Below are 18725 nucleotides of genomic sequence, written 5' to 3'. Positions count from 1 at the left end.
CCCTCTCCCCACAAGGCGGAGGGGGTCCGCTACGCCACCGAGGCCTCCGCGCGGCGCCGGCGGAGGCCTGAACCCGCCAGGGCGAACCCCACGATCATGACCGCCCAGGTCGCGGGCTCGGGCACGGGCGCCATGAAGGTCCGGAAATTGGCGTCGGTGTTGAGCGCGGTGATCGCGCCGAAGCCCTGCTTGCTGAACAGGCCGCCCCCCGCATAGCCGTTGGTGGTCTGGCCGCCCGAACCGTTCGGGATCGTGCTGAACCGGCGAACGCACGTCCGCATCGCGCAGGGATCGACGCTCATCCGGAACGTCAGCTTGTCGCCGGCCTCGGCGAAGATGTTCGCCGACGTGAAGTCGAACGACATCAGGTACGCCGCGCCAGGGGGCTGAGGTGTCGCCAACGGCCGGCTCACCACGCCCAGCAGGTTGGCGTTCGAGAACGCGCCGGCGGCGGTGGGATTGCCGCCCTTGAAGACCTCAACCCGGAAGTCGCCGTCGGCGCCTGTGTACCGGCCATAGATGTCGATGCCGGCGAGATAGCCGGACAGACCGACGGTCCAGGTCTGGTAAAGGGTGGTCGTGAGGTACTCGAACGGGAACGGGCCACCTTGATAGTAGGAGGAGGCCTCCCAGCCAGAGACCGGACTGAACGCCTTGTAGTTGTTGACGTCCAGCACGGCGGCCGCGCCCGCCGGGGACGCCGACGCCATCAGTCCAGCGGCCGCAAGCGCCGCGCAGAGTTCTTTCCACATCCACTTGCCCCCAGCCCGCCAGCGCCGAGCCGAGGCCCGCGCCCCCAAGAGGTAGCCCGCCGCGGGCGCGTCGACGTTCCGCGGGGGTCTCAAAATCCCGCGCCCGGCTTTCACCAGCGTCTCAATCGCCGCCTAGCGGCTGTTCAGCTCCAGCATCCAGGTCTGGAACAACAGCGCCCCGCCGCCGACCGAGCTGCTGGCGCCGCCTGCGCGCAGGTCGCGCGGCGCGTAGCCGAAGCGACGCCGGAAGGCCGTGCTGAAATGCGCATGGCTGGAGAAGCCGAAGTCCTGGGCCAGTTCCGCCAGCCCCCGCGTTTCGGCCGGGTCGGACAGCAGCACGTGCACGGCCTCCAGCCGCCGCCGCTGGATATGCCGGACGACGCCCCCGCTGGGCCTGAAGGCGCGATAGAGGGTCGGGCGGCTGACCCCCAGCGCCTTGCAGATGGTCGCCGGCGAGAGGTCGGCCGAGCCCAGTTCGTCCTCGATGTGCCGGCGCACCCGACCGACGATGCGCCCTTGCGGCAGATCCGGGCCATCGGCGTTGTCGGGCGCCAGGGATTCCAGGCTTTCGGCGATCATCCTCAGCGTCGTCCGCCGGATGACCGGCACATCGGCCGCCCTGGCTTCCGGAAGGTGCCTGACCAGGGCGGCGAAGTGTTCCGCCAGGATCCGGGCGGTCGCGCCGTCGAGGAGGCGGCCGTGCAGGTCGCGGACCTGGGGCGCCAGCGCCATCAGGGCCGCCCGGGGCGCCGCCACCAGGATGAACTCAGCCGGCGACGAACGGGCCTGCCAGGGCCGCGAGAAATCGATGACGCACACCTGCCCCGGCCGCAGGTCGCATGACCGACCGTCGAACTCGCCCGCCAGGTGGCCGCGGGTGACCAGGCCGAACGTGAAGGTGTCCCGCCCGTCGGCGGCGATCCTCGCCACGGAGCGGTCGAGCTCGACGGGCGTGAGGCGCCCCCGGGTGACCACGATATCGCCCAGCAGCCAGGATTCCGACGAGACGGCGAAGTCCGCCTCGACCTGCCCCTCCGGCAGAGTCACGTCATAAGCGCCGACCAAGGCGGCCCAGCGCACCCGCCCCTCGCCCGGCGGCACGTCCGCGCTCTCGAAGCTCAGAAAGGGGATGCTGTCGGCCAAGACCCGGGTTTCCGAATGCAGCCCGCAGCGTTAGCCCAGAATCGCTGCGCCGGAAGGCTCGGCAGGCCCAGCGGCCTCAATCCGCGATCGCGCGTTTCAGAAGGTCCAGCGCTGCGGCGGCGAATGCGCGCATGTTGGCCGACCGGTCGCTCGATCCAGTCTCGATGGTCAGCACCGCCTCCACCGGGCCCGACACGGCCACGCAGGTGTGGCCCGCGGCATCGCCGTAAGCGTTGCCGGTCGGCCCCGCCGCGCCGGTTTCGGAGACGCCCCAGGTCGCCCCGTAGCGCTCCACTTGGTTGCGGGCCAGCAGCAGGGCGTAGGGTTCGCTGGCCGAGCGCATGCCCTCCAGCGCCTCGCGGGGAATGTCGGTGAGCAGCACCCGGGCCTTGGGCGTATAGACCACCGCCCCGCCCAGGTAGTAGGCGCTGGCGCCCGGCACGCTGAGCAGCGCCGCCGAGATCAGCCCTCCGGACGAACTCTCCGCCACGGCGACCTTCTCGCCCCGCGCCTTCAGCGCCTCGCCGATCTCGGCCGCCAGGGCCTCCAGCTCGTCCATCCGTCCCTCGCCCCTTGGCCAAACACCTGTTCGGCGGTCATGATGCCGTCATTCAAGAGAAAGCCATACTGCCGGGAGGAATTTTGGATGGACGCCCAGTCGCAGTGGACCGGCCTCGACGCCGGCCGCCTGGAACGCATCACCGAGCATCTGGAACGCAACTATATCGCCTCCGGCAAGATCGCCGGCTGCCAGGTCAGCGTCGCCCGCCACGGGCACCTCGCCTACTTCCGCTCGCTCGGCCTGATGGACGCCGAGCGCGGCAAACCCACCCGGGACGACACGATCTATCGCATCTATTCCATGACCAAGCCGATCACCTCGGTCGCGCTGATGACGCTCTATGAGCAGGGCTATTTCCAGCTCAACGACCCCGTCTCCCGCTACGTGCCGTCGTGGAAGAACCATCGGGTCTGGGTCTCGGGCGAAGGCGAGGCCATGCAGACCGAGCGGCCGAACCGGCCGGTGACGTTCCGCGACGTCCTCTCCCACACTGCCGGCTTCACCTACGGCGGCGGCCTGCCCGGCGTCGGCATCCAGCATCCGATCGACAAGATCTACCGCGAGCTCAAGGTCCGCTCGATCGGCGGCGCGGACACCATGATGCAGTTCATGGACAAGCTGGCCCAGGTGCCGCTGCGCTACCAGCCGGGCACGGCCTGGATGTATTCCCTGGCCACCGATGTCTGCGGCGCCCTGGTCGAGATCATCTCCGGCAAGCCGTTCGCGCAGTACCTGGACGAGATGATCTTCCAGCCGCTCGGCATGAAGGACACCGCCTTCCAGGTGGCGCCGGAGAAGAAGGGCCGCTTCGCCGCCAACTATCAGCGCGGGCCGGACAAGAAGCTCAAGCTGATCGACGATCCCGAAACCTCCGGCTTCAACTACGAGCCCGGCTTCAAGTCCGGCGGCGGCGGCCTGACCGGGACCAGCGCCGACTACCTGCGGTTCTGCGAGATGCTGCGGCGGGGCGGCGAGCTGGACGGACACCGGGTGCTGGGGCCGCGGACCATCGCCCTCATGCACATGAACCATCTGCCCGGCGGCAAGCAGCTGACCGACCTGGCCATCGGCGGCTTCTCCGAGACCGCCTACGACGGCGTCGGCTTCGGCCTGGGCTTCGCCTCCACCCTGGGCGAGGTGGAGTCGGGTGGCCTCGGCAGCGGCGACTACTACTGGGGCGGAGCGGCCTCGACGATCTTCTGGGTCGATCCGAAAGAAGACCTTTGCGTGGTGTTCATGACCCAGCTCATGCCCTCCGGCACCTTCAACTTCCGCGGCCAGCTCAAGAACATCATCTACTCCGCGATCATCGACTGATGCTCTGCGCGTCGCGCGCTGCTGACACGCAGGTGTCAGCAGCCGCCGGCTATGCCTGTCCCCAAGAGCGAGGGACATCACATGGCTTACGACGCCCACGACGACGGTCGGCGCGACTTCCACTTCCTCTACGGCCGCTGGGCCGTGGAGCATCGCCGCCTCAAGGCGCGGGGGGTCGGCGCGCAGGACTGGGACGTCTTCCACGGCACGACCTTCTGCCAGGGCCTGATGGGCGGCCTGTGCAACGTCGACGAGAACGATTTCCCCGAGCGCGGCTTCCAGGGTCTCTCGTTCCGCACCTTCGATGTGGCGAGTGGTCTCTGGGCCATCTACTGGGTGAACAGCCAGACCGGTACGCTGCAGGATCCGGTCTTCGGCCGCTTCCAGAACGGCATTGGCCTGTTCTACGGCGAGGATGTGGACGGCGACCGGCCGGTGAAGGTGGTCTATCGCTGGGAGGAGATCACCTCGGCCTCCGCCCGCTGGAGCCAGGCCTTCTCGTACGACGACGGCCAGACCTGGGAGACCAACTGGATCATGGCCTTCACACGCACGGCCTGAAGGGACCATGACCGAACACATCATCTCCCTGGGCGCCCTCTTCCTGCTGGCGCTGGGAACCTCGGTGATCCCGGGGCCATCGAACTTCCTGACGATGCGGATCGCCATGCGCCGTGGGCGTGGGCCGGCGCTGGCCACGGCGCTCGGCACGACGTTGGGCTGCGTGATCTGGTGCGTGGCCGCCGCAGTGGGCCTGGCCGCCGTGCTGGCCGCCGCGCCGTGGCTCTACAAGATCCTGCGCGTGGTGGGCGGCCTCTACCTGATCTGGTTCGCCATCGCCCTCTGGCGCGCCAAGCCGGAGCCCGAGGCGGCCGAGCCGCCGCCCGGCGCGACGCGGGCCGCCTTCTGGCAGGGCCTGGCGATCTGCCTGACCAACCCCAAGTCCGTCCTGTTCTTCGCCAGCGTCTTTTCCGCCTATGTCGGTCCGGAGACGCCGCATTGGGTGCATTGGGCGGCCGTCGCCGTGGTCACCGTCACCTGCCTCGCCTGGCAGACGGGCCTGGCGCTGGCCTTTTCCGCCCTTCGCGCCGCCCAGGCGTATGCGCGGGCCCAGAAGCCCCTGGACCGGGGCGCGGCGGGCCTGATGGGCGCGTTCGGGCTCTCCCTGCTCTGGACCTCGGGCTGACCTCGGCCTAAGTCGGCGTCATGCCGATGTCCCAACCCGACCTGGAGGCCGCGCTGCGCGAGGGCTTCCCCGACGCCGAGATCGAAATCACGGACCTGGCCGGCGACGGCGACCACTACAAGGCCCGCATCGTGTCGTCCGCCTTCAAGGGCCTGCCGCGCGTGCGCCAGCACCAGCTCGTCTACGCCGCATTGAAGGGCCGGATGGGCGGCGAACTGCACGCCCTGGCGCTGGAGACCTCCGCGCCAGCCTGACGCGCTTGACCCCGCGCCCACGGCTCCCTAGCTCTTGGGCCAAGACTTTGCGCCGAAAGGGCGTCCGATGACCGACACCGCCACCCAGAACCCCGTCCACGACTGGATCGCCAAGTCCGTGGCCGAGCATCCGGTGATCCTGTTCATGAAGGGCGAGCCGGAACAGCCCCGCTGCGGCTTCTCCGCGGTGACGGTCCAGATCCTCGACCACCTCGGCGTGGAGTTCGTCGGCGTGGACGTGCTGCAGAGCGAGCCGCTGCGCGAAGGCATCAAGACCTTCTCCGACTGGCCGACGATCCCGCAGCTCTATGTGAAGGGCGAGTTCGTGGGCGGCTGCGACATCGTCAAGGAGATGTTCCAGTCGGGTGAGCTCAAGACCATGCTGCAAGAGCAGGGCCTCCTCACCGACGCTTAAGACCGGCGCGTGACCAAGCTGCTCGAACCGCCGGAGGGCCGGCAGGTCTTCCGCCTGACGTTCGAGCCGACCCCGGACGACGTCGATGAGAACGGCCACGTCAACAACGTGGTCTACCTGCGCTGGGCCCAGGACATGGGCGTCGCCCACTGGAAGAGCCGCGCCCCCGCGGACGCTCAGGCCAAGTGGGCCTGGATCGCCCTCCGCCACGAGGTCGACTACCGCCGCGCCCTGCTGCCCGGCGAGACCGCCCAGGGACGGACCTGGGTCGCCGCGGCGCCCAGCGGACCGCGGTTCGACCGCTTCATCCGCATCGACGGGCCCGACGGGCAGATGTGCGCCCAGGTCCACACCACCTGGGTCCTCATCGAACAGGCCACCGGCCGCCCGCGCCGCGTGCCCGACTGGATCCCGGAGATGTTCACCTAGGGGCCGGCGCGGCCGGCCCTGACGGCGGCGGCGGCGGCGGCTCGTCCTCATCCGGCTCGGTGAGGTCTAGCTTGCCGATGCGGCCCTGGTTCAACAGAGTGCGGGCCTGTTCCGCAGCGCGGCCGCCGTGCGGACTGTTGATCACCGGCGCCAGCACGTTCGCCGCATCCTCGCGGCGCCCCTTCTGCAAGAGCGCCATGCCCAGGCGAAACGAGCTCTCCTGCACCGCAGGCGCCGGGTAGCGAGCTTCGGCCAGCGCGGCCAGATCGTTTTCGGTCGGAAACGTAGGCTCGATCGAGCGGCTGAGCGCATAGGCAAAGAGAGTGCGAAAGTCCCCTTTGTCCAGTTGGTAAGCCTTGGCCAGCAGCGGCCGGGCCGCACGATAGCGCACGTCTCGTTCGCTTTCCGTCCGCATCCCCGCCATCACCTGACCCGTCCCCGCCAACAGCAGATCTTCCAGATCGTCGGGTTTGGCCTCGAGGCGTCGCTTCATGATGGATTCGCCGAGAGCCACATCACCCATCACGAACTCGGCGCGCGCAAGCGTCTGCTCCGCGAGACGATCGCCAGGGTGCTTCGCGGCCTTGCGGCGAATACCGGCCAGAAGCCCGGCGTCGACGCGCCCGGTCGGCGACAGTACGAGCCGCAGGTTGTCGAGCAGAAGGTCGTCGGCGCTCCGGGGCAGCACCGTTACGGCCATTCGTGGCGCAAGGCCGGGGTTGTCTATGCTGATGGTCTGCAGCCTGCGGTACTTCCTCAACGACGCAGAGAGTTCGGCCAGCGTTCCTCCGGTGGCGACCTGAAATGATTGAATCGGATCTTTGCCGTCGGCGATCGCTCTGAGCGCCTGATCGAGCTGCCGCGCGCGGGTGTCGTCGCTGCGCATGTAGTGCGTGAGCAGCCAGGCCTGGGAGTAGTAGGCATTCGTCCTCTCCGGACGCGTCTCAGCGGTCGTTCTGGAGAGCAAATCCTCCAAGGGCAGCCAGGTCTCGGCGAAGATGGCATTGGCGCGCGCGGGATTGTAACCACCGATCCTGACCCGATCCTTGGTGATCTCGGTCGTCATGAAATACTCAGCCCAGCCCTCGACGAACCAAGCCGGGTATGCAGACGGGAAGTTCTCCAGCATGAAATGATGCGCGTATTCGTGGAAAAGAACGTCGTCCGCATCCAGCCCTCCGCCGTTCTTCACGGCGAAGGCAAACACACCTTCGTTCATTGCCCTGTAGAAGCCGCGCGTATACTTCCTGATACGTGGCTCCACACGCCTCAGGTCATCCTGGCTCGCGAGGAGGAAGACCTGAACCTTGGTTTCAGCCTTCCGGTCCTTCGTGGACGGATGGAAGTTGCGTAGCACCCAGTCATAGGTCGTAAGCTTGGTCGCGAAGTCGCGAACCGATTGTTCGCCCCCTTGGCCGTAAACCACGAACCTGTCAGTCTCCACCCGCACCCAGGCGGCTTCGGCCGACCCGGCCAGCAACAGCAGCGCGGCCACGCCCATCAGCGCGCGCAGAACGACTCGAAACACTATCGCCCCCCGGGACCATCAGTTGCGAAAGACTAGGTTCGCGCTCCTAGCGTGTCGAGGGCCCTGCCGCCCGGGCGGGGCCGGATCGCCAGCCCTCCGTGAACAATCCGCCGCGTCGCGGGTTGGCCCTTCATGACGCTCGACCAACTCGTCCGAACAGTCGAAGCCCGCTTCGACTGGGCGCCCGCCTGGGTGTTCAGCCTGATCCTCATCGCCGTCGCCCTCCTGGCCGCGCAGCTGCTCTACGGCGGCGTCGTGCGGATCCTCAGGCGACGGCTGCGGGCGAAGGACTCGTTCTGGCGGCCCTTGCTGCTCCGGACCCGAGGGCCGGCCAGGCTCGCGCTGGGGCTCATCGCGGTCGCCTGGGCGATCCATGCCGCGCCGCTGCCCGTCCGCGAGGCCAACCTCGTCCAGCACGGCCTGTTGATCGCCTTCATTCTGCTCTGGGGCTGGGCCGCGATGACCGCGTTGGACATCGCTTCGGATCTCTATCTGCGGCGCTATCGGATCGACGTGGCCGACAACCTCATGGCCCGCAAGCACTACACCCAGATCCGGATTCTCCGGCGCGCCCTGGCCACCCTGGTCGTCCTGCTCACGGCGTCTTTCGCCCTGATGACGATCCCGGGCGTGCGGCAGCTTGGCGTCAGCCTGCTGGCCGCGGGCGGCGCGGCCGGGATCATCGTCGGCCTGGCGCTACAGCCCGTGCTCTCCAACCTGCTGGCCGGCGTCCAGATCGCGCTTACTCAGCCGATCCGCATCGACGACGCCGTGATCGTCGAGGGCGAGTGGGGCAACGTGGAAGAAATCACGTCCACCTATGTGGTGATCCGCATCTGGGATTTGCGGCGGCTGATCGTGCCGCTGAAGTACTTCCTGGAGAAGCCGTTCCAGAACTGGACCCGGGAGTCCGCCGACATGCTGGGCGTCGTGATGCTGTACGTGGACTACCATGTCCCCGTGGATGCGATCCGCAGCAAGCTGAAGGAGGTTCTGGACGCCTCGCCCCACTGGGACCGCAAGGTTTCCGTGGTGCAGGTCACCGACCTGAAGGAGCGCACGGTGGAGGTGCGGATTCTGGCCAGCGCTGCTGGGGCCGGCGCCGCCTTCGACCTTCGCTGCGAAATCCGCGAGCGCATGATCGAATGGCTCCGCCAGGACCACCCGGAGGCGCTGCCGGTCGATCGGATCGAAGTGCGCGCGCCCGCCGCGGACGACGGCTCAGTGTCCCGGCCCCGTCCAGGCGAGCAGCGGGTTCAGTAGGAACACCGGCGTCCGCGGCGGCACGCCGAGCTCGGCCCAGGTGAAGGCGAGGTCCGTCTTGCCCATGGCGAACGACCGGCAGGTGTCGAGGCGCTTGCGGCCGAAGGCGAGGGTCATCGCCTCGCCCTTCCGCTCCGCATAGAAGGCAAAGTCGTCCTTGGCCGTGCAGCCGTTGGAGGCGACGCCGATGGTCAGGGCGTCCCGCCCGGCCTCGGCCCGATACAGCGGCTCCAACTCGGCAAGCCCCGTCCCGGCCGGCGCCAGGATGGGAGGCGGCGCGGTCGCGCAGCCGCAGAGGGCCAGGGCGGTCAGGACGAAGAGCCGGCGATTCATCGCGCCACTGCGCCACAGCGGCGGCCAAAGCAAAAGGCCCCGGATCTCTCCGGGGCCTTCGCGAAATCGCTTCGAGGTCGGCGACGCCTTACGAGGCGTAGAATTCGACCACGAGGTTCGGTTCCATCTTCACCGGATACGGCACTTCGGCCAGTTCCGGCGCGCGGACGAACGTGGCGGCCATGCCCTTGGCGTCGACCGTGATGTAGTCGGGCGTGTCACGCTCCGACGACTGCAGGGCTTCCAGGACCAGGGCCATGTTGCGCGAGCGCTCGCGGACCGAGACGACGTCGCCCGGCTTCACGCGATAGGAGGCGATGTTCACACGCTTGCCGTTCACCAGGACGTGGCCGTGGTTGACGAACTGGCGGGCGGCGAACGGGGTCGGGACGAACTTGGAGCGGTAGACGACCGCATCCAGGCGCGACTCGAGCAGGGCGATCAGGTTTTCCGAGGTGTTGCCCTTGCGGCGCGCCGCTTCCGTATAGATGCGGACGAACTGCTTCTCGGTGATGTTGCCGTAGTAGCCCTTCAGCTTCTGCTTGGCGCGGAGCTGCAGGCCGAAGTCCGAGACCTTGCTCTTCCGGCGCTGGCCATGCTGGCCGGGGCCGTAGGCGCGCGTGTTGATCGGAGACTTCGGGCGACCCCAGACGTTTTCGCCCATCCGGCGGTCGAGTTTGTACTTGGCGCTATGGCGCTTGGACATATTCCACTCTTCATTCGATCCGAGCCGGCGACCCTTCGGATGAGGATCGCGATCTCAACGGCGGCTTCGCATCAACCCGTCATAGGTTTCCGGCCACACGAGGCGTGCCCCGGCGGCTGGAAGGCGCGGTGTATGACGGCCGACGGCTCGCGAGTCAAGAAACCCGCGTAATTTGCGCCAGGTCAACGCGCCCGCCAGCGCGTCGCCGTCTCCTGACACGGCCGCCAAGGGCGTCGATCCAGAGTATCGAAGTCAAGTCAGCGGGCTGACCCTGGCCGGACAGCCCGCCGTGAGGCCGGCCTCCCCTGTCGCCGGGGCGGTCGGCCGATCACGCTGGATACATGCCGCCGGCCTCGCCTCAAACCTGCTGCAGCGCCGGCAGGCGGTAGCGGCCGTCCTGGAAGTCGGGGGTCGGCAGATAGGCGCGGAAGCTCAGGCTGAACGGGCCGTCGGGCGGCGCCGGCAGCCAGTTGGCGCTCATGTCGCCGCCGGGGTCGCTGCGCGCGATCCATAGGTCCAGCGAGCCGTCCGCGTTCGTCCTGAGGCCCGGCGTGCGGTCGCCGATCGAGTAGCGCTTGATCGGGTTCTCCACGAGGAAGAACTGTCCGTCCTTCGTCGGGCGGTACATGGTCAGCGACCAGAACGCGTTCACCTGCGGCATCTGGCCGGCCGGGAAGTGCATGCGATAGGGGCCGCTCCCTTCGAAGATCCGGCCCTTCTCGGCGACCGGTTGCATATACATGGCCTCGGCGGGCGGCAGCGCGGCCAGGCCGATCACCGCCACGGCGGCCCGGAACAGATAGTCCTGATGGAAGTAGCCCAGCGTATGCCGCGGGTAGGTCCAGCCCTGCACCGACGCGCCCGGCCGGATGCCTTCGATGGCCTTCCTGGCCTCGGCGACGCCGGCCTCGATCTCGGCCACCGCGGCCGCGTCGAACCGCTTGGCGTCGAACCCGCCGGCGGCCGTCAGCCCCAGCGGCGCGGCCCGGCGGAAGAGGACGCCGTCCGTCGCCGGCGGCGGATCCGATTTCAGGAGCTCCGCCAGGGACGCGAAGTACTCCAGCGCCGGCGAGTGCCGGGTCGCATAGGCCTTGGCCGGGCGCACGCCCGCCGGACCCGACAGGCGCAGCTGATCCTGGATCTTGTGGACGGCCGGCAGGTCCTGCGGCCCGTCGACCAGCGTTCGGACCAGCAGCCAGCCATGCGCGGTGTTGAGCCGCACGGTATTGGGCCCCGCCCCCGCCTGCCCCGGTCCGACAATGGTGTAACGCCCGCCGGCGCCGCCCGTGGTGCGCGTGCCCAGGACGAAGTCGTTGTCCGTGTACATGTTCATCCCGGCCAGCGAGATGTAGCGGTCGCCCGTCGGCGGGACCGTCAGCGTCAGCGGGCCCTCGGTCAGATCCAGCCAGGCGCTGGAATAGATCGTGTCGTTGTTCGGCGAGGTGATGGTGAGCCCCTCGGGACCGATCAGCTGCCGGCTGTGGCCGAACCCGTTGAGACCGGCGGGCTGCCCGCCCTTGTTGCCCAGCATCCGATCGCGGGCCGCCGCCATCTCGATCCAGGGAAGGCCGTAGAGCCAGGCCTCGCGAGCGGCGGACCTGAGGTCGCCGGCGGCCGCGAACGCCCGCGCTCCCGGAATCATCCCCACCACGGCCACCGCCGCCAGAAGCTCACGCCTGTTCACCTGCAACGCCTCCCTCAAGTGGGCGGAACCTGATGGGCGCGGCTGTCTCAGGCAACCGCGAGCGGAGGCATACGGTAATAGCCCTGAAGCAACTCGGGCCTGGGCAGGTAGGCGCGCATGAAGAGCGCAAAGGGAGCGGCCGGGGCGGGCAGCCAGTTGCTCTCCCGATCCGTCCCTGGGCTTTCGTGGCCGATCCAGATGTCGAGCGAGCCGTCGGCGTTGATCTGCAGCCCCGGCGTGCGATCGCCGATCGCATAGCGGTTCAACGGGTTGTCCCAGAAGAAGAACTGCCCGTCGTCGGTGGCCTCGTAGAGGCTGAGCGACCAGAACGAGTTCACCGGCAGGTGCTGGCCAGCGGGGAAGTGCAGGCGCCAGGCCTGGGTCCCGTCGAACAGCTTGCGCGGCAGCGGCCCCTCGGCCTGCAGGTACATCGCCTCGGCCGGCGGCAGGGCGGCGAGCCCTCCCAGGGCCACGGCGCCGCGCAGGAGGTAGTCCTGCCCGAAATCGCCCAGCCGTGAGCTCGGATAGGACCAGCCCTGGATGAACTCCGTGCCCGAGAGGCCCCCTCCCCCGCGGACGGCCTTGCGCCCCTCCGCCATGCCGGCCTCGATCTCGGCGACCTCGGCCGATGAGAACCGGGTGGGATCGAAGCCGTCCAGCAGACCCAGGGGCGCCAGCGTCCGCAGCAGGCCCAGGTCCGTCACCGGCGGCGGGTTGGCCGCCATCAGCGCCGCCGCGCTGGCGAAGTACTCCCGCCAGTCGGCCGAGCGTGGCGCGTAGGGCCCTGGCGTCTCCGAGGCCCGCCCCTGCAGCGAGATGCCCGCCTGCGCCTCGCGGGCGGCCTCCAGATCCTCCGGGCTCGCCACGAGGATCCGCGCCAGGGCCCAGACGTGGTCGGTGGGCGAGCGGACGACGTTCCAGCCCTCCACCGCCTCGCGTGGTCCCACGAGCCGGAAGGTCCCGCCGTCCGGGCCGGTGGTCCGCGTGCCGAGGATGGCGAAGTTGTTGGTGTAGGCGTCCATCAGCGCCAGCGAGAGATAGCGGTCGCCGGCGGGCGGTAGGGTGATGGTCACAGGTCCCGCCGACAGGTCGATCTGGGCCGTGGAATAGAGGGTGTCGGTGTTGGGCGTGGTCACCGCCCGGTGCTTGTGGTTGGCCAGATGCCGCACGTGGGCGAAGACGCCCATCTTGTGTCCCACGGCCTGCCCCCGCTGGCGGGTGGTCGCCAGCTCGATCAGCGGCAGGGTGTAGATGTAGGCGTCCCTCGCCGCGGTCTTCAGGTCGGTCACTCGCGCTCCAGTCCTCTCCGGGTCCGGGCGGCGACCGCGTCGGCGACCTCTGCCGCTTCCGCCCACCATGCCCGGATCATGTCGCCCGCCTGTCCCGGCCGTGCGAGCCGCACCGCCTGGCCGGCCCAGAGAGACAGCATCTCCGGGTCGTCGGCCTTTGCGGCGGCGGCGCGCAACGGCTGGGTCAGCCGGTTCTGGACAGGATAGGCGGGGACGTCGTCCTGCACCCCATGCATCAGACGCATGAACCTGTTCTCGATTCCACGGGCATAGCGGCCGGTGAAGGCCCTTGTCAGCCGCGTCGGATCGTCGGCTGGCTCGGCCACGGCCCGCCGCCAGGGCGCCGAGGTCGTCGCCTCGTCCGCCAGCAGGAACGCCGTGCCCATCTGGACGGCCGACGCGCCCAAGGCCAGCCCCGCCGCAACGCCCCGCCCGTCCATGATCCCGCCCGCGGCGATGACCGGCAGGTCGACGCACGCGCGGATGGTCGCCACGAGGGCCAGCGTGCCGACCAGGCTGGCCTCGATGTCGGCGAGGAAGTGGCCGCGATGGCCGCCGGCCTCGAACCCCTGCGCGCAGATCCCGTCCGCCCCGACCTCCGCCCACGCCCGCGCCTCGGCGGCCGTGGTTGCGGTCCCGACGACGTAAGTCCCCGCCGCCTGCAGCCGCCGGACCTGCGCCGGCGTCAGGATCGAGAAGGTGAAGGAGGCCACCGGGGGCGCGGCCGCCACGAGAGCGTCGAACTGGGCTTCGAAGTCGGGCGCGAACTGGTTGGGCGCCTCGGGCGGCGGGACGCCGAGTTCTGCGTACCAGGGCGCGAGCCGGGCCAGCGCCGCGTCGATCTCACCTGCGCCTGGCTCCGCCTTCGGCGCCATCAACAGATTCACCCCGAAGGGTTTGGATGTTCGATCCCGGACCGCCTGAACCATCGGCCCGATGTCGGCGGGCGGCAGCGCGCCGGCCGCCAGGGTCCCCATGCCACCCGCCTCGCTCGCCGCGATCGTCAGGGCCTCCAGCGAGGCGCCGACCATCGGCGCCTGGATGATCGGGATCGGCAGGCTGTCCAGGAGGGTTTGGAGGCTCATTCCTGCGGGTCCGTCTTGCGGGCGATCTTCTCTAGGACCTTGCCGCGCCCGCGGCTGAGCGCGGTGATCACGCCGCGGAACGTGCGGACCTCCTGGTCCGTGAACTTCGCCTTGCCCAGGGCCGAGCGCAGGTTCTGGACCATGTTCGGGGTCTTCTCCGGCGGGTGGAAGAAGCCCGCGGCCTCCAGCTCCCGCTCCAGGTGTTCGTAGAGGCCCAGCATCGCCTCCCCCGTGGCCGGGCCGGGACCGGGCCGGAACGCCGGCGGCGCGGCGTCGGCCACGGTCATCCGCCATTCGTAGGCGTTGATCGCCACCGCCTGGCCCAGGTTCAGGGAGCGGAACTTGGGATCGATGGGAATGGTGATCACCGCCTGGCAGAGGGCGATGTCGGCGGTTTCCAGCCCCGCCCGCTCGCCCCCGAACAGCAGGCCACAGCGTTCGCCGCGTCCGCAGGCCTGCGCCAACTCGCTTGCCGCGCTGCGGGGCGTGAGGATCGGCAGGGTCAGCTCGCGCGGCCGCGCCGTGGTGGCGAAGACGACGTTCAGGTCGGCGATGGCCTGCGCCACCGTGTCGTAGACCCGCGCCGCGTTCAGGGGCCACTCGGCGCCGGACGCCAGGGCCCAGGCCCTTTCTTGGGGCCAACCGTCGCGGGGGTTCACAAGTCTGAGTTCTGCAAGGCCGAAATTGGCCATGACACGGGCGACCGCGCCGATGTTCTCGGCCAGCTGTGGCGCGTTCAGGATAATGACAGGCGGGATAGGAGACGCTTCGGCCATGCCGCGTTTAGAAGAGCCCGCTCGCCGGAAGGCAACCCTCGACCGTCGCGCCCTGCTCGTCGCCGCGCCGGCGGGCCTGCTGGCGGCGTGCGAGCCGAAGATGCCGGTGACGGTCGCCACGACGCCGCGGATCGACATTGAAGGCCTGGGCCGGGCGATCTCCGCCATCGCCGGCGCCGCCCGCCCGGCGTCCCTCGGCGTGGGGCTCTCCAACCTCGAGAGCGGCCAGACCTACACCTTCAACGGCGACCGCCGCTTTCCCATGCAGAGCGTCTTCAAGCTGCCCCTGGCCGCGGCGGTGCTGGCCGAGGCGGATGCCGGTCGGTTGATGCTCACCGAGCCGTTCGTTCTCACCGAGGAACAGCTTTCCCCCGCCGTCTCTCCGATCGCGGCCGGGTGGCCGGCGCGGCGCGACTACACCGCCCAGGCCCTGTTCGAGGCCATGGTGGTCGACAGCGACAACACCGCCGCCGACGTCCTGATGAAGCGGATCGGCGGGCCCGGCGCGGTGACCGCGTGGCTTACCGCCCGTCGCGTGCCGGAAGTGCGGGTGGACCGTTACGAGCGCGAGCTTCAGCCCGATGTCTACGGGATGCCCTCGTTCAGGCCGGCCTGGCGCGACGGCGCCCGCTTCGCGGAGGCGCAGGCGGCGGTTCCCGCCCCCGAGCGTCTCGCCGCCATGCGCCGCTACATGTCCGACCCGCGCGACACCACCACCCCTCGCGGCATGCTGGAACTGCTGCAGATGCTGGACCGCCAGGAGCTGGTCTCGCCGGCCTCGACGAAGCGGCTGCTCGAGCTGATGGGCCGCACCCGGCGCGGCGTCGGCCGGATCCGGGCCGGCTTGCCCAGGGACGCGTTCCTCGCCCACCGACCCGGAACGTCGGGGGTCGACCAGGGAATCAGCACCGCCCACAACGACGTCGGGATCTTCACGCTCGCAGACCGACGATCGTACGCCCTGGCGGTTTTCCTCTCAGGATCGACGTTGGACGAGGCCGGCCGCGACCGGATCATCGCCGAAGTGGCCCGCGCGGCGCTCAGAGCGGTGGGGTAACCCTTCGGGAGCCTTTGCGTCGGCGTCTGTGGCGGCTATACGGCCCCAAACGCATTACGCCCGGAGCGCCCGCCCCTCATGGCCAAGATCAAAGTCGCCAACCCCGTCGTAGACCTCGACGGGGACGAGATGACCCGCATCATCTGGAAGCTGATCAAGGACAAGCTCGTCTTTCCGTTCCTCGATCTCCAGATCGACTATTACGACCTCGGCATGGAGCACCGCGACGCCACCGACGACAAAGTGACGGTCGAGGCGGCCGAGGCGATCAAGCGCCACGGCGTCGGCATCAAGTGCGCGACCATCACCCCGGACGAAGCCCGGGTGAAGGAATTCAACCTCAAGAAGATGTGGAAGTCGCCGAACGGCACGATCCGCAACATCCTGGGCGGGGTGGTCTTCCGCGAGCCGATCATCTGCAAGAACGTGCCGCGCCTGATCCCCGGCTGGACCCAGCCGATCATCATCGGCCGCCACGCCTTCGGCGACCAGTACCGCGCCACCGACTTCAAGGTCCCCGGCCCCGGCAAGCTGACCATCAAGTTCGAGGGCGCCGACGGCAAGGTCATCGAGCACGAGGTTTTCGACTACCCGGGCTCGGGCGTCGCGATGGCCATGTATAACCTGGACGATTCCATCGCCGACTTCGCGCGGGCCTCGTTCGCCTACGCCCTGCAGCGGAAGTATCCGCTGTACCTGTCGACCAAGAACACGATCCTCAAGGCCTACGACGGCAACTTCAAGGACATCTTCCAGGGGATCTACGAGGCCGAGTTCGCCGACCAGTTCAAGGCTGCGGGCCTCGTCTACGAGCACCGCCTGATCGACGACATGGTCGCCTCGGCCCTGAAGTGGAACGGCGGCTTCATCTGGGCCTGCAAGAACTACGACGGCGACGTGCAGTCGGATCAGGTCGCCCAGGGCTTCGGCTCGCTGGGCCTCATGACCTCGGTGCTGATCACGCCGGACGGCAAGGTCATGGAGGCCGAGGCCGCCCATGGCACGGTCACGCGCCACTTCCGCCAGCATCAGCGCGGCGAGAGCACCTCGACCAATTCCATCGCCTCGATCTTCGCCTGGACGCAGGGCCTCAAGCACCGCGCCAAGCTCGACGGCAACGCGGAACTGAACCGGTACTGCGAGACGCTTGAGCGGGTCTGCGTCGAGACGGTCGAGAGCGGTTCGATGACCAAGGACCTGGCGCTGCTGGTCGGCGACACCCAGGGCTGGCTGACGACCGAGGGCTTCATCGACAAGGTGGCGGCCAACCTCGAAAAGGCCCTCGCCGCCTAATCGACGACCGGCTTCACCGGCAGAGATCCGCGCCGCGCATGGGAGACCGTGCGCGACCGTGCGCGGCGCGCTTCGTTTCAGCGGCCTTCCACCCAGAGGTTCAGCGGCTGCTTCTCCTCACGCCGGATGAGGACGATATAGCCGAGGATGAAGGTGGCGATCGCCGCCACGGTCGAGCCCAGGAAGCCCGCCGGGGTGGCGAACCACAGGGTGAACCAGAAGATGGCGTTGCCGATCGCCAGCATCGACCATCGGACCAGGATGCTGAAGGCGTGGTAGGTGCGCTCGTGTTCGACCACGTCCTGCGTCTGCTCGCCGAAATGACTGCGGTCTTCCATGTCGGGTCCTCCGGAAAAACCAGGCGTCGAGGTCAAGGGAACGCCTGACTGACGAACAAGTCAATGTTCTTGCTTTGTTCGTGCCGCCCGGTAGTGTCGTCCTTCTTTGCGGGAGGATCGGATGAGCATCGGATATGTGACCATCGGGGCGCACGACGTCGAGGCGGCGCTGCCCTTCTTCGACGCCACCCTGGGCGCCCTCGGTTGGGCGCGAAGCGAGCCGTTTCCGGGGTGGGCCTTCTATGGGCCGAAGGACGGCGAGCCCTGTATCGGGATATGCCGCCCCTACGACGGCGAGGCCGCCCGTGCGGGAAACGGCATCATGGTCGCGTTCAAAGCCGAGAGCCAGGATCAGGTGAAGGCCGCCCACGCCGCGGCGCTGGCGGCCGGCGGCTCGGACGAAGGCGGCCCGGGCTTCCGCCCGCCGGAGGCCACGAGCGGCTTCTACGCCGCCTATTTCCGGGACCCTGTCGGCAACAAGTACTGCGTCTACCTGGCCTAGCTGGGGCGCAACGCAAAACGGCCGGGGCTGAGCCCCGGCCGTCCGCAGTCTCGAATACGCTGTGCGCCTAGGCGGCGATCGCCCGGCGACGGCGGATCATGGCGCCGGCCATGCCGAAGCCGCCGATCATCAGGGCCCAGGTGCCCGGCTCCGGCACCGCGCCGAAGGTCGGATCTTGGTCCCAGTCGAACTTCGCCTTGACCTTCAGGCCATGCTTCTTGCCCTCGTTCAGGCCCAGGAAGCCTTCGTTGAACTCGCCGCCGTTGACCGAGAGGGTCATGATGCCCGGCGTGATCAGGTTCGGGTTGTTGAAGCCCCACTGCAGCTGCGCCTGGCCGCCGTTGGCCCAGGTCAGCTGGCCGCCTTGGATCAAGCCGAAGAACTCGTAGTAGCCCTGCGTGGTCCCGCCGATCACCAGCGGGCCGTCATTGCCCTCCGGCGAGGTGAAGGTGAACTTCAGCGAGATTTGCGAAGCCGCGAGGTCGTCCGGGTTCAGGTGCGTCTCGTTGGTGTAGAGATAGAACAGGGGATCGTACTGCGGATCCTCGGCGCCGAGGTCCACATTGAAGCTCGTCGAGCCGATGTTGTAGACGTTCAGCACCAAGCCGGGATCGCTGGCCTGGTAGGTCGTCAATTCCCAGTTGCCGGCGAAGACGGTCGCATTGGCCTGAGTGGCCGCGAGCGCGAGACCGGCGGTGGCGGCGAGCGCCGCAACGAATTTCATGCTCATCCTATAACCCCCAACAGCCTGCCTGAGGCCCTGAAACGTAAACGGGACCTTAAGCGCGGCCTTGGTGTGCCGCCAGCATTGAC

General features: G+C 68.7%; 22 protein-coding genes. 10 read left to right on the top strand and 12 right to left on the bottom strand.

All coding sequences use genetic code 11. The features are described 5' to 3' along the window. Positions 1 to 29: 29 nt before the first annotated feature. From AX721_RS27725 to AX721_RS00510, 3 genes are all read right to left on the bottom strand, one after another. Entirely contained in the window at positions 30 to 752 is a 723-nt protein-coding gene (locus AX721_RS27725; protein ID WP_082765418.1) for a PEPxxWA-CTERM sorting domain-containing protein, read from the bottom strand. 132 nt (positions 753 to 884) lie between these two features. Continuing rightward, positions 885 to 1895, bottom strand: coding sequence for a helix-turn-helix domain-containing protein (locus AX721_RS00515; protein WP_068873971.1), 1011 nt, complete (start codon positions 1893 to 1895; stop codon positions 885 to 887). Between the two features lie 76 nt (positions 1896 to 1971). Continuing rightward, a complete protein-coding gene (locus AX721_RS00510) occupies positions 1972 to 2454 on the bottom strand; it encodes a CinA family protein (RefSeq protein WP_068873970.1) in 483 nt (160 codons plus the stop codon). 87 nt (positions 2455 to 2541) lie between these two features. Here AX721_RS00510 and AX721_RS00505 point away from each other — a divergent pair, with 87 nt between their 5' ends. The 6 genes from AX721_RS00505 to AX721_RS00480 all read left to right on the top strand — a co-directional run bounded on the left by AX721_RS00505 (position 2542) and on the right by AX721_RS00480 (position 6058). After that, the gene (locus tag AX721_RS00505) at positions 2542 to 3774 is read left to right on the top strand and encodes a serine hydrolase (RefSeq protein WP_068873969.1); all 1233 of its coding nucleotides are present in this window, start codon (positions 2542 to 2544) and stop codon (positions 3772 to 3774) included. 81 nt (positions 3775 to 3855) lie between these two features. Beyond that, a complete protein-coding gene (locus AX721_RS00500) occupies positions 3856 to 4335 on the top strand; it encodes a hypothetical protein (RefSeq protein WP_068873968.1) in 480 nt (159 codons plus the stop codon). A 7-nt stretch (positions 4336 to 4342) separates the two neighbouring features. Beyond that, positions 4343 to 4960 (top strand): LysE family translocator, encoded by a 618-nt coding sequence (locus AX721_RS00495; protein ID WP_068873967.1) that lies wholly within the window; start codon positions 4343 to 4345, stop codon positions 4958 to 4960. Between the two features lie 20 nt (positions 4961 to 4980). Continuing rightward, complete coding sequence (locus AX721_RS00490) at positions 4981 to 5214, top strand: BolA family protein (protein WP_068873966.1); 234 nt, start codon at positions 4981 to 4983, stop codon at positions 5212 to 5214. Between the two features lie 67 nt (positions 5215 to 5281). After that, on the top strand, positions 5282 to 5629 hold the full coding sequence (gene grxD / locus AX721_RS00485) for a Grx4 family monothiol glutaredoxin (RefSeq protein ID WP_068873965.1): 348 nt from the start codon (positions 5282 to 5284) through the stop codon (positions 5627 to 5629). A 9-nt stretch (positions 5630 to 5638) separates the two neighbouring features. Beyond that, on the top strand, positions 5639 to 6058 hold the full coding sequence (locus tag AX721_RS00480; protein ID WP_068873964.1) for a thioesterase family protein: 420 nt from the start codon (positions 5639 to 5641) through the stop codon (positions 6056 to 6058). On the opposite strand, the gene AX721_RS00475 is transcribed toward AX721_RS00480, so the two are convergent. Further along, positions 6051 to 7586: a hypothetical protein gene (locus AX721_RS00475; protein WP_156466931.1), complete on the bottom strand. Its 1536-nt coding sequence runs from the start codon at positions 7584 to 7586 to the stop codon at positions 6051 to 6053. The genes AX721_RS00480 and AX721_RS00475 overlap by 8 nt on opposite strands. A gap of 132 nt (positions 7587 to 7718) precedes the next feature. Here AX721_RS00475 and AX721_RS00470 point away from each other — a divergent pair, with 132 nt between their 5' ends. Further along, positions 7719 to 8849 carry a mechanosensitive ion channel family protein gene (locus AX721_RS00470; protein ID WP_068873962.1) on the top strand — a complete coding sequence of 377 codons (1131 nt, stop codon included), beginning with the start codon at positions 7719 to 7721 and terminating at the stop codon, positions 8847 to 8849. Here AX721_RS00470 and AX721_RS00465 read toward each other — a convergent pair. From AX721_RS00465 to AX721_RS00440, 6 genes are all read right to left on the bottom strand, one after another. Beyond that, positions 8808 to 9182, bottom strand: a complete 375-nt coding sequence (locus tag AX721_RS00465; RefSeq protein ID WP_068873961.1) for a hypothetical protein — start codon at positions 9180 to 9182, stop codon at positions 8808 to 8810. The genes AX721_RS00470 and AX721_RS00465 overlap by 42 nt on opposite strands. 88 nt (positions 9183 to 9270) lie before the next feature. Further along, a complete protein-coding gene (gene rpsD, locus AX721_RS00460) occupies positions 9271 to 9888 on the bottom strand; it encodes a 30S ribosomal protein S4 (RefSeq protein ID WP_068873960.1) in 618 nt (205 codons plus the stop codon). 358 nt (positions 9889 to 10246) lie between these two features. Then, a complete protein-coding gene (locus AX721_RS00455) occupies positions 10247 to 11572 on the bottom strand; it encodes a DUF1254 domain-containing protein (RefSeq protein WP_068874004.1) in 1326 nt (441 codons plus the stop codon). 47 nt (positions 11573 to 11619) lie between these two features. Further along, entirely contained in the window at positions 11620 to 12861 is a 1242-nt protein-coding gene (locus AX721_RS00450) for a DUF1254 domain-containing protein (RefSeq protein ID WP_231733233.1), read from the bottom strand. Continuing rightward, positions 12858 to 13946: a nitronate monooxygenase family protein gene (locus AX721_RS00445; RefSeq protein WP_068873959.1), complete on the bottom strand. Its 1089-nt coding sequence runs from the start codon at positions 13944 to 13946 to the stop codon at positions 12858 to 12860. The genes AX721_RS00450 and AX721_RS00445 overlap by 4 nt, the downstream gene beginning before the upstream one ends. Continuing rightward, the gene (locus AX721_RS00440) at positions 13943 to 14722 is read right to left on the bottom strand and encodes an RNA methyltransferase (RefSeq protein ID WP_068873958.1); all 780 of its coding nucleotides are present in this window, start codon (positions 14720 to 14722) and stop codon (positions 13943 to 13945) included. Before AX721_RS00440 ends, AX721_RS00445 begins: the two co-directional genes overlap by 4 nt. On the opposite strand from AX721_RS00440, the gene bla reads away from it, so the two are divergent. Then, positions 14721 to 15779 (top strand): class A beta-lactamase, encoded by a 1059-nt coding sequence (gene bla, locus AX721_RS00435; RefSeq protein ID WP_068873957.1) that lies wholly within the window; start codon positions 14721 to 14723, stop codon positions 15777 to 15779. The two genes, AX721_RS00440 and bla, sit on opposite strands and share 2 nt — an antisense overlap. 78 nt (positions 15780 to 15857) lie before the next feature. Next, positions 15858 to 17072, top strand: a complete 1215-nt coding sequence (locus tag AX721_RS00430) for an NADP-dependent isocitrate dehydrogenase (protein ID WP_068873956.1) — start codon at positions 15858 to 15860, stop codon at positions 17070 to 17072. 77 nt (positions 17073 to 17149) lie between these two features. Here AX721_RS00430 and AX721_RS00425 read toward each other — a convergent pair whose 3' ends face one another. After that, complete coding sequence (locus tag AX721_RS00425) at positions 17150 to 17410, bottom strand: hypothetical protein (protein WP_068873955.1); 261 nt, start codon at positions 17408 to 17410, stop codon at positions 17150 to 17152. A gap of 121 nt (positions 17411 to 17531) precedes the next feature. Between AX721_RS00425 and AX721_RS00420 the strand changes: the two genes are divergently transcribed. Further along, positions 17532 to 17912, top strand: a complete 381-nt coding sequence (locus AX721_RS00420; protein ID WP_068873954.1) for a VOC family protein — start codon at positions 17532 to 17534, stop codon at positions 17910 to 17912. Between the two features lie 67 nt (positions 17913 to 17979). Here the strand turns inward: AX721_RS00420 and AX721_RS27720 are convergent, their stop codons facing one another. Then, a complete protein-coding gene (locus AX721_RS27720; RefSeq protein ID WP_068873953.1) occupies positions 17980 to 18636 on the bottom strand; it encodes a PEPxxWA-CTERM sorting domain-containing protein in 657 nt (218 codons plus the stop codon). Positions 18637 to 18725: the final 89 nt, after the last annotated feature.

The organism is Phenylobacterium sp. CCH9-H3 (assembly GCF_001557235.1).
Lineage (GTDB): Bacteria > Pseudomonadota > Alphaproteobacteria > Caulobacterales > Caulobacteraceae > Phenylobacterium.
The sequence above is the reverse complement of the archived record's forward strand: the minus strand, read 5'-3'. Positions and strand labels throughout refer to the sequence as shown.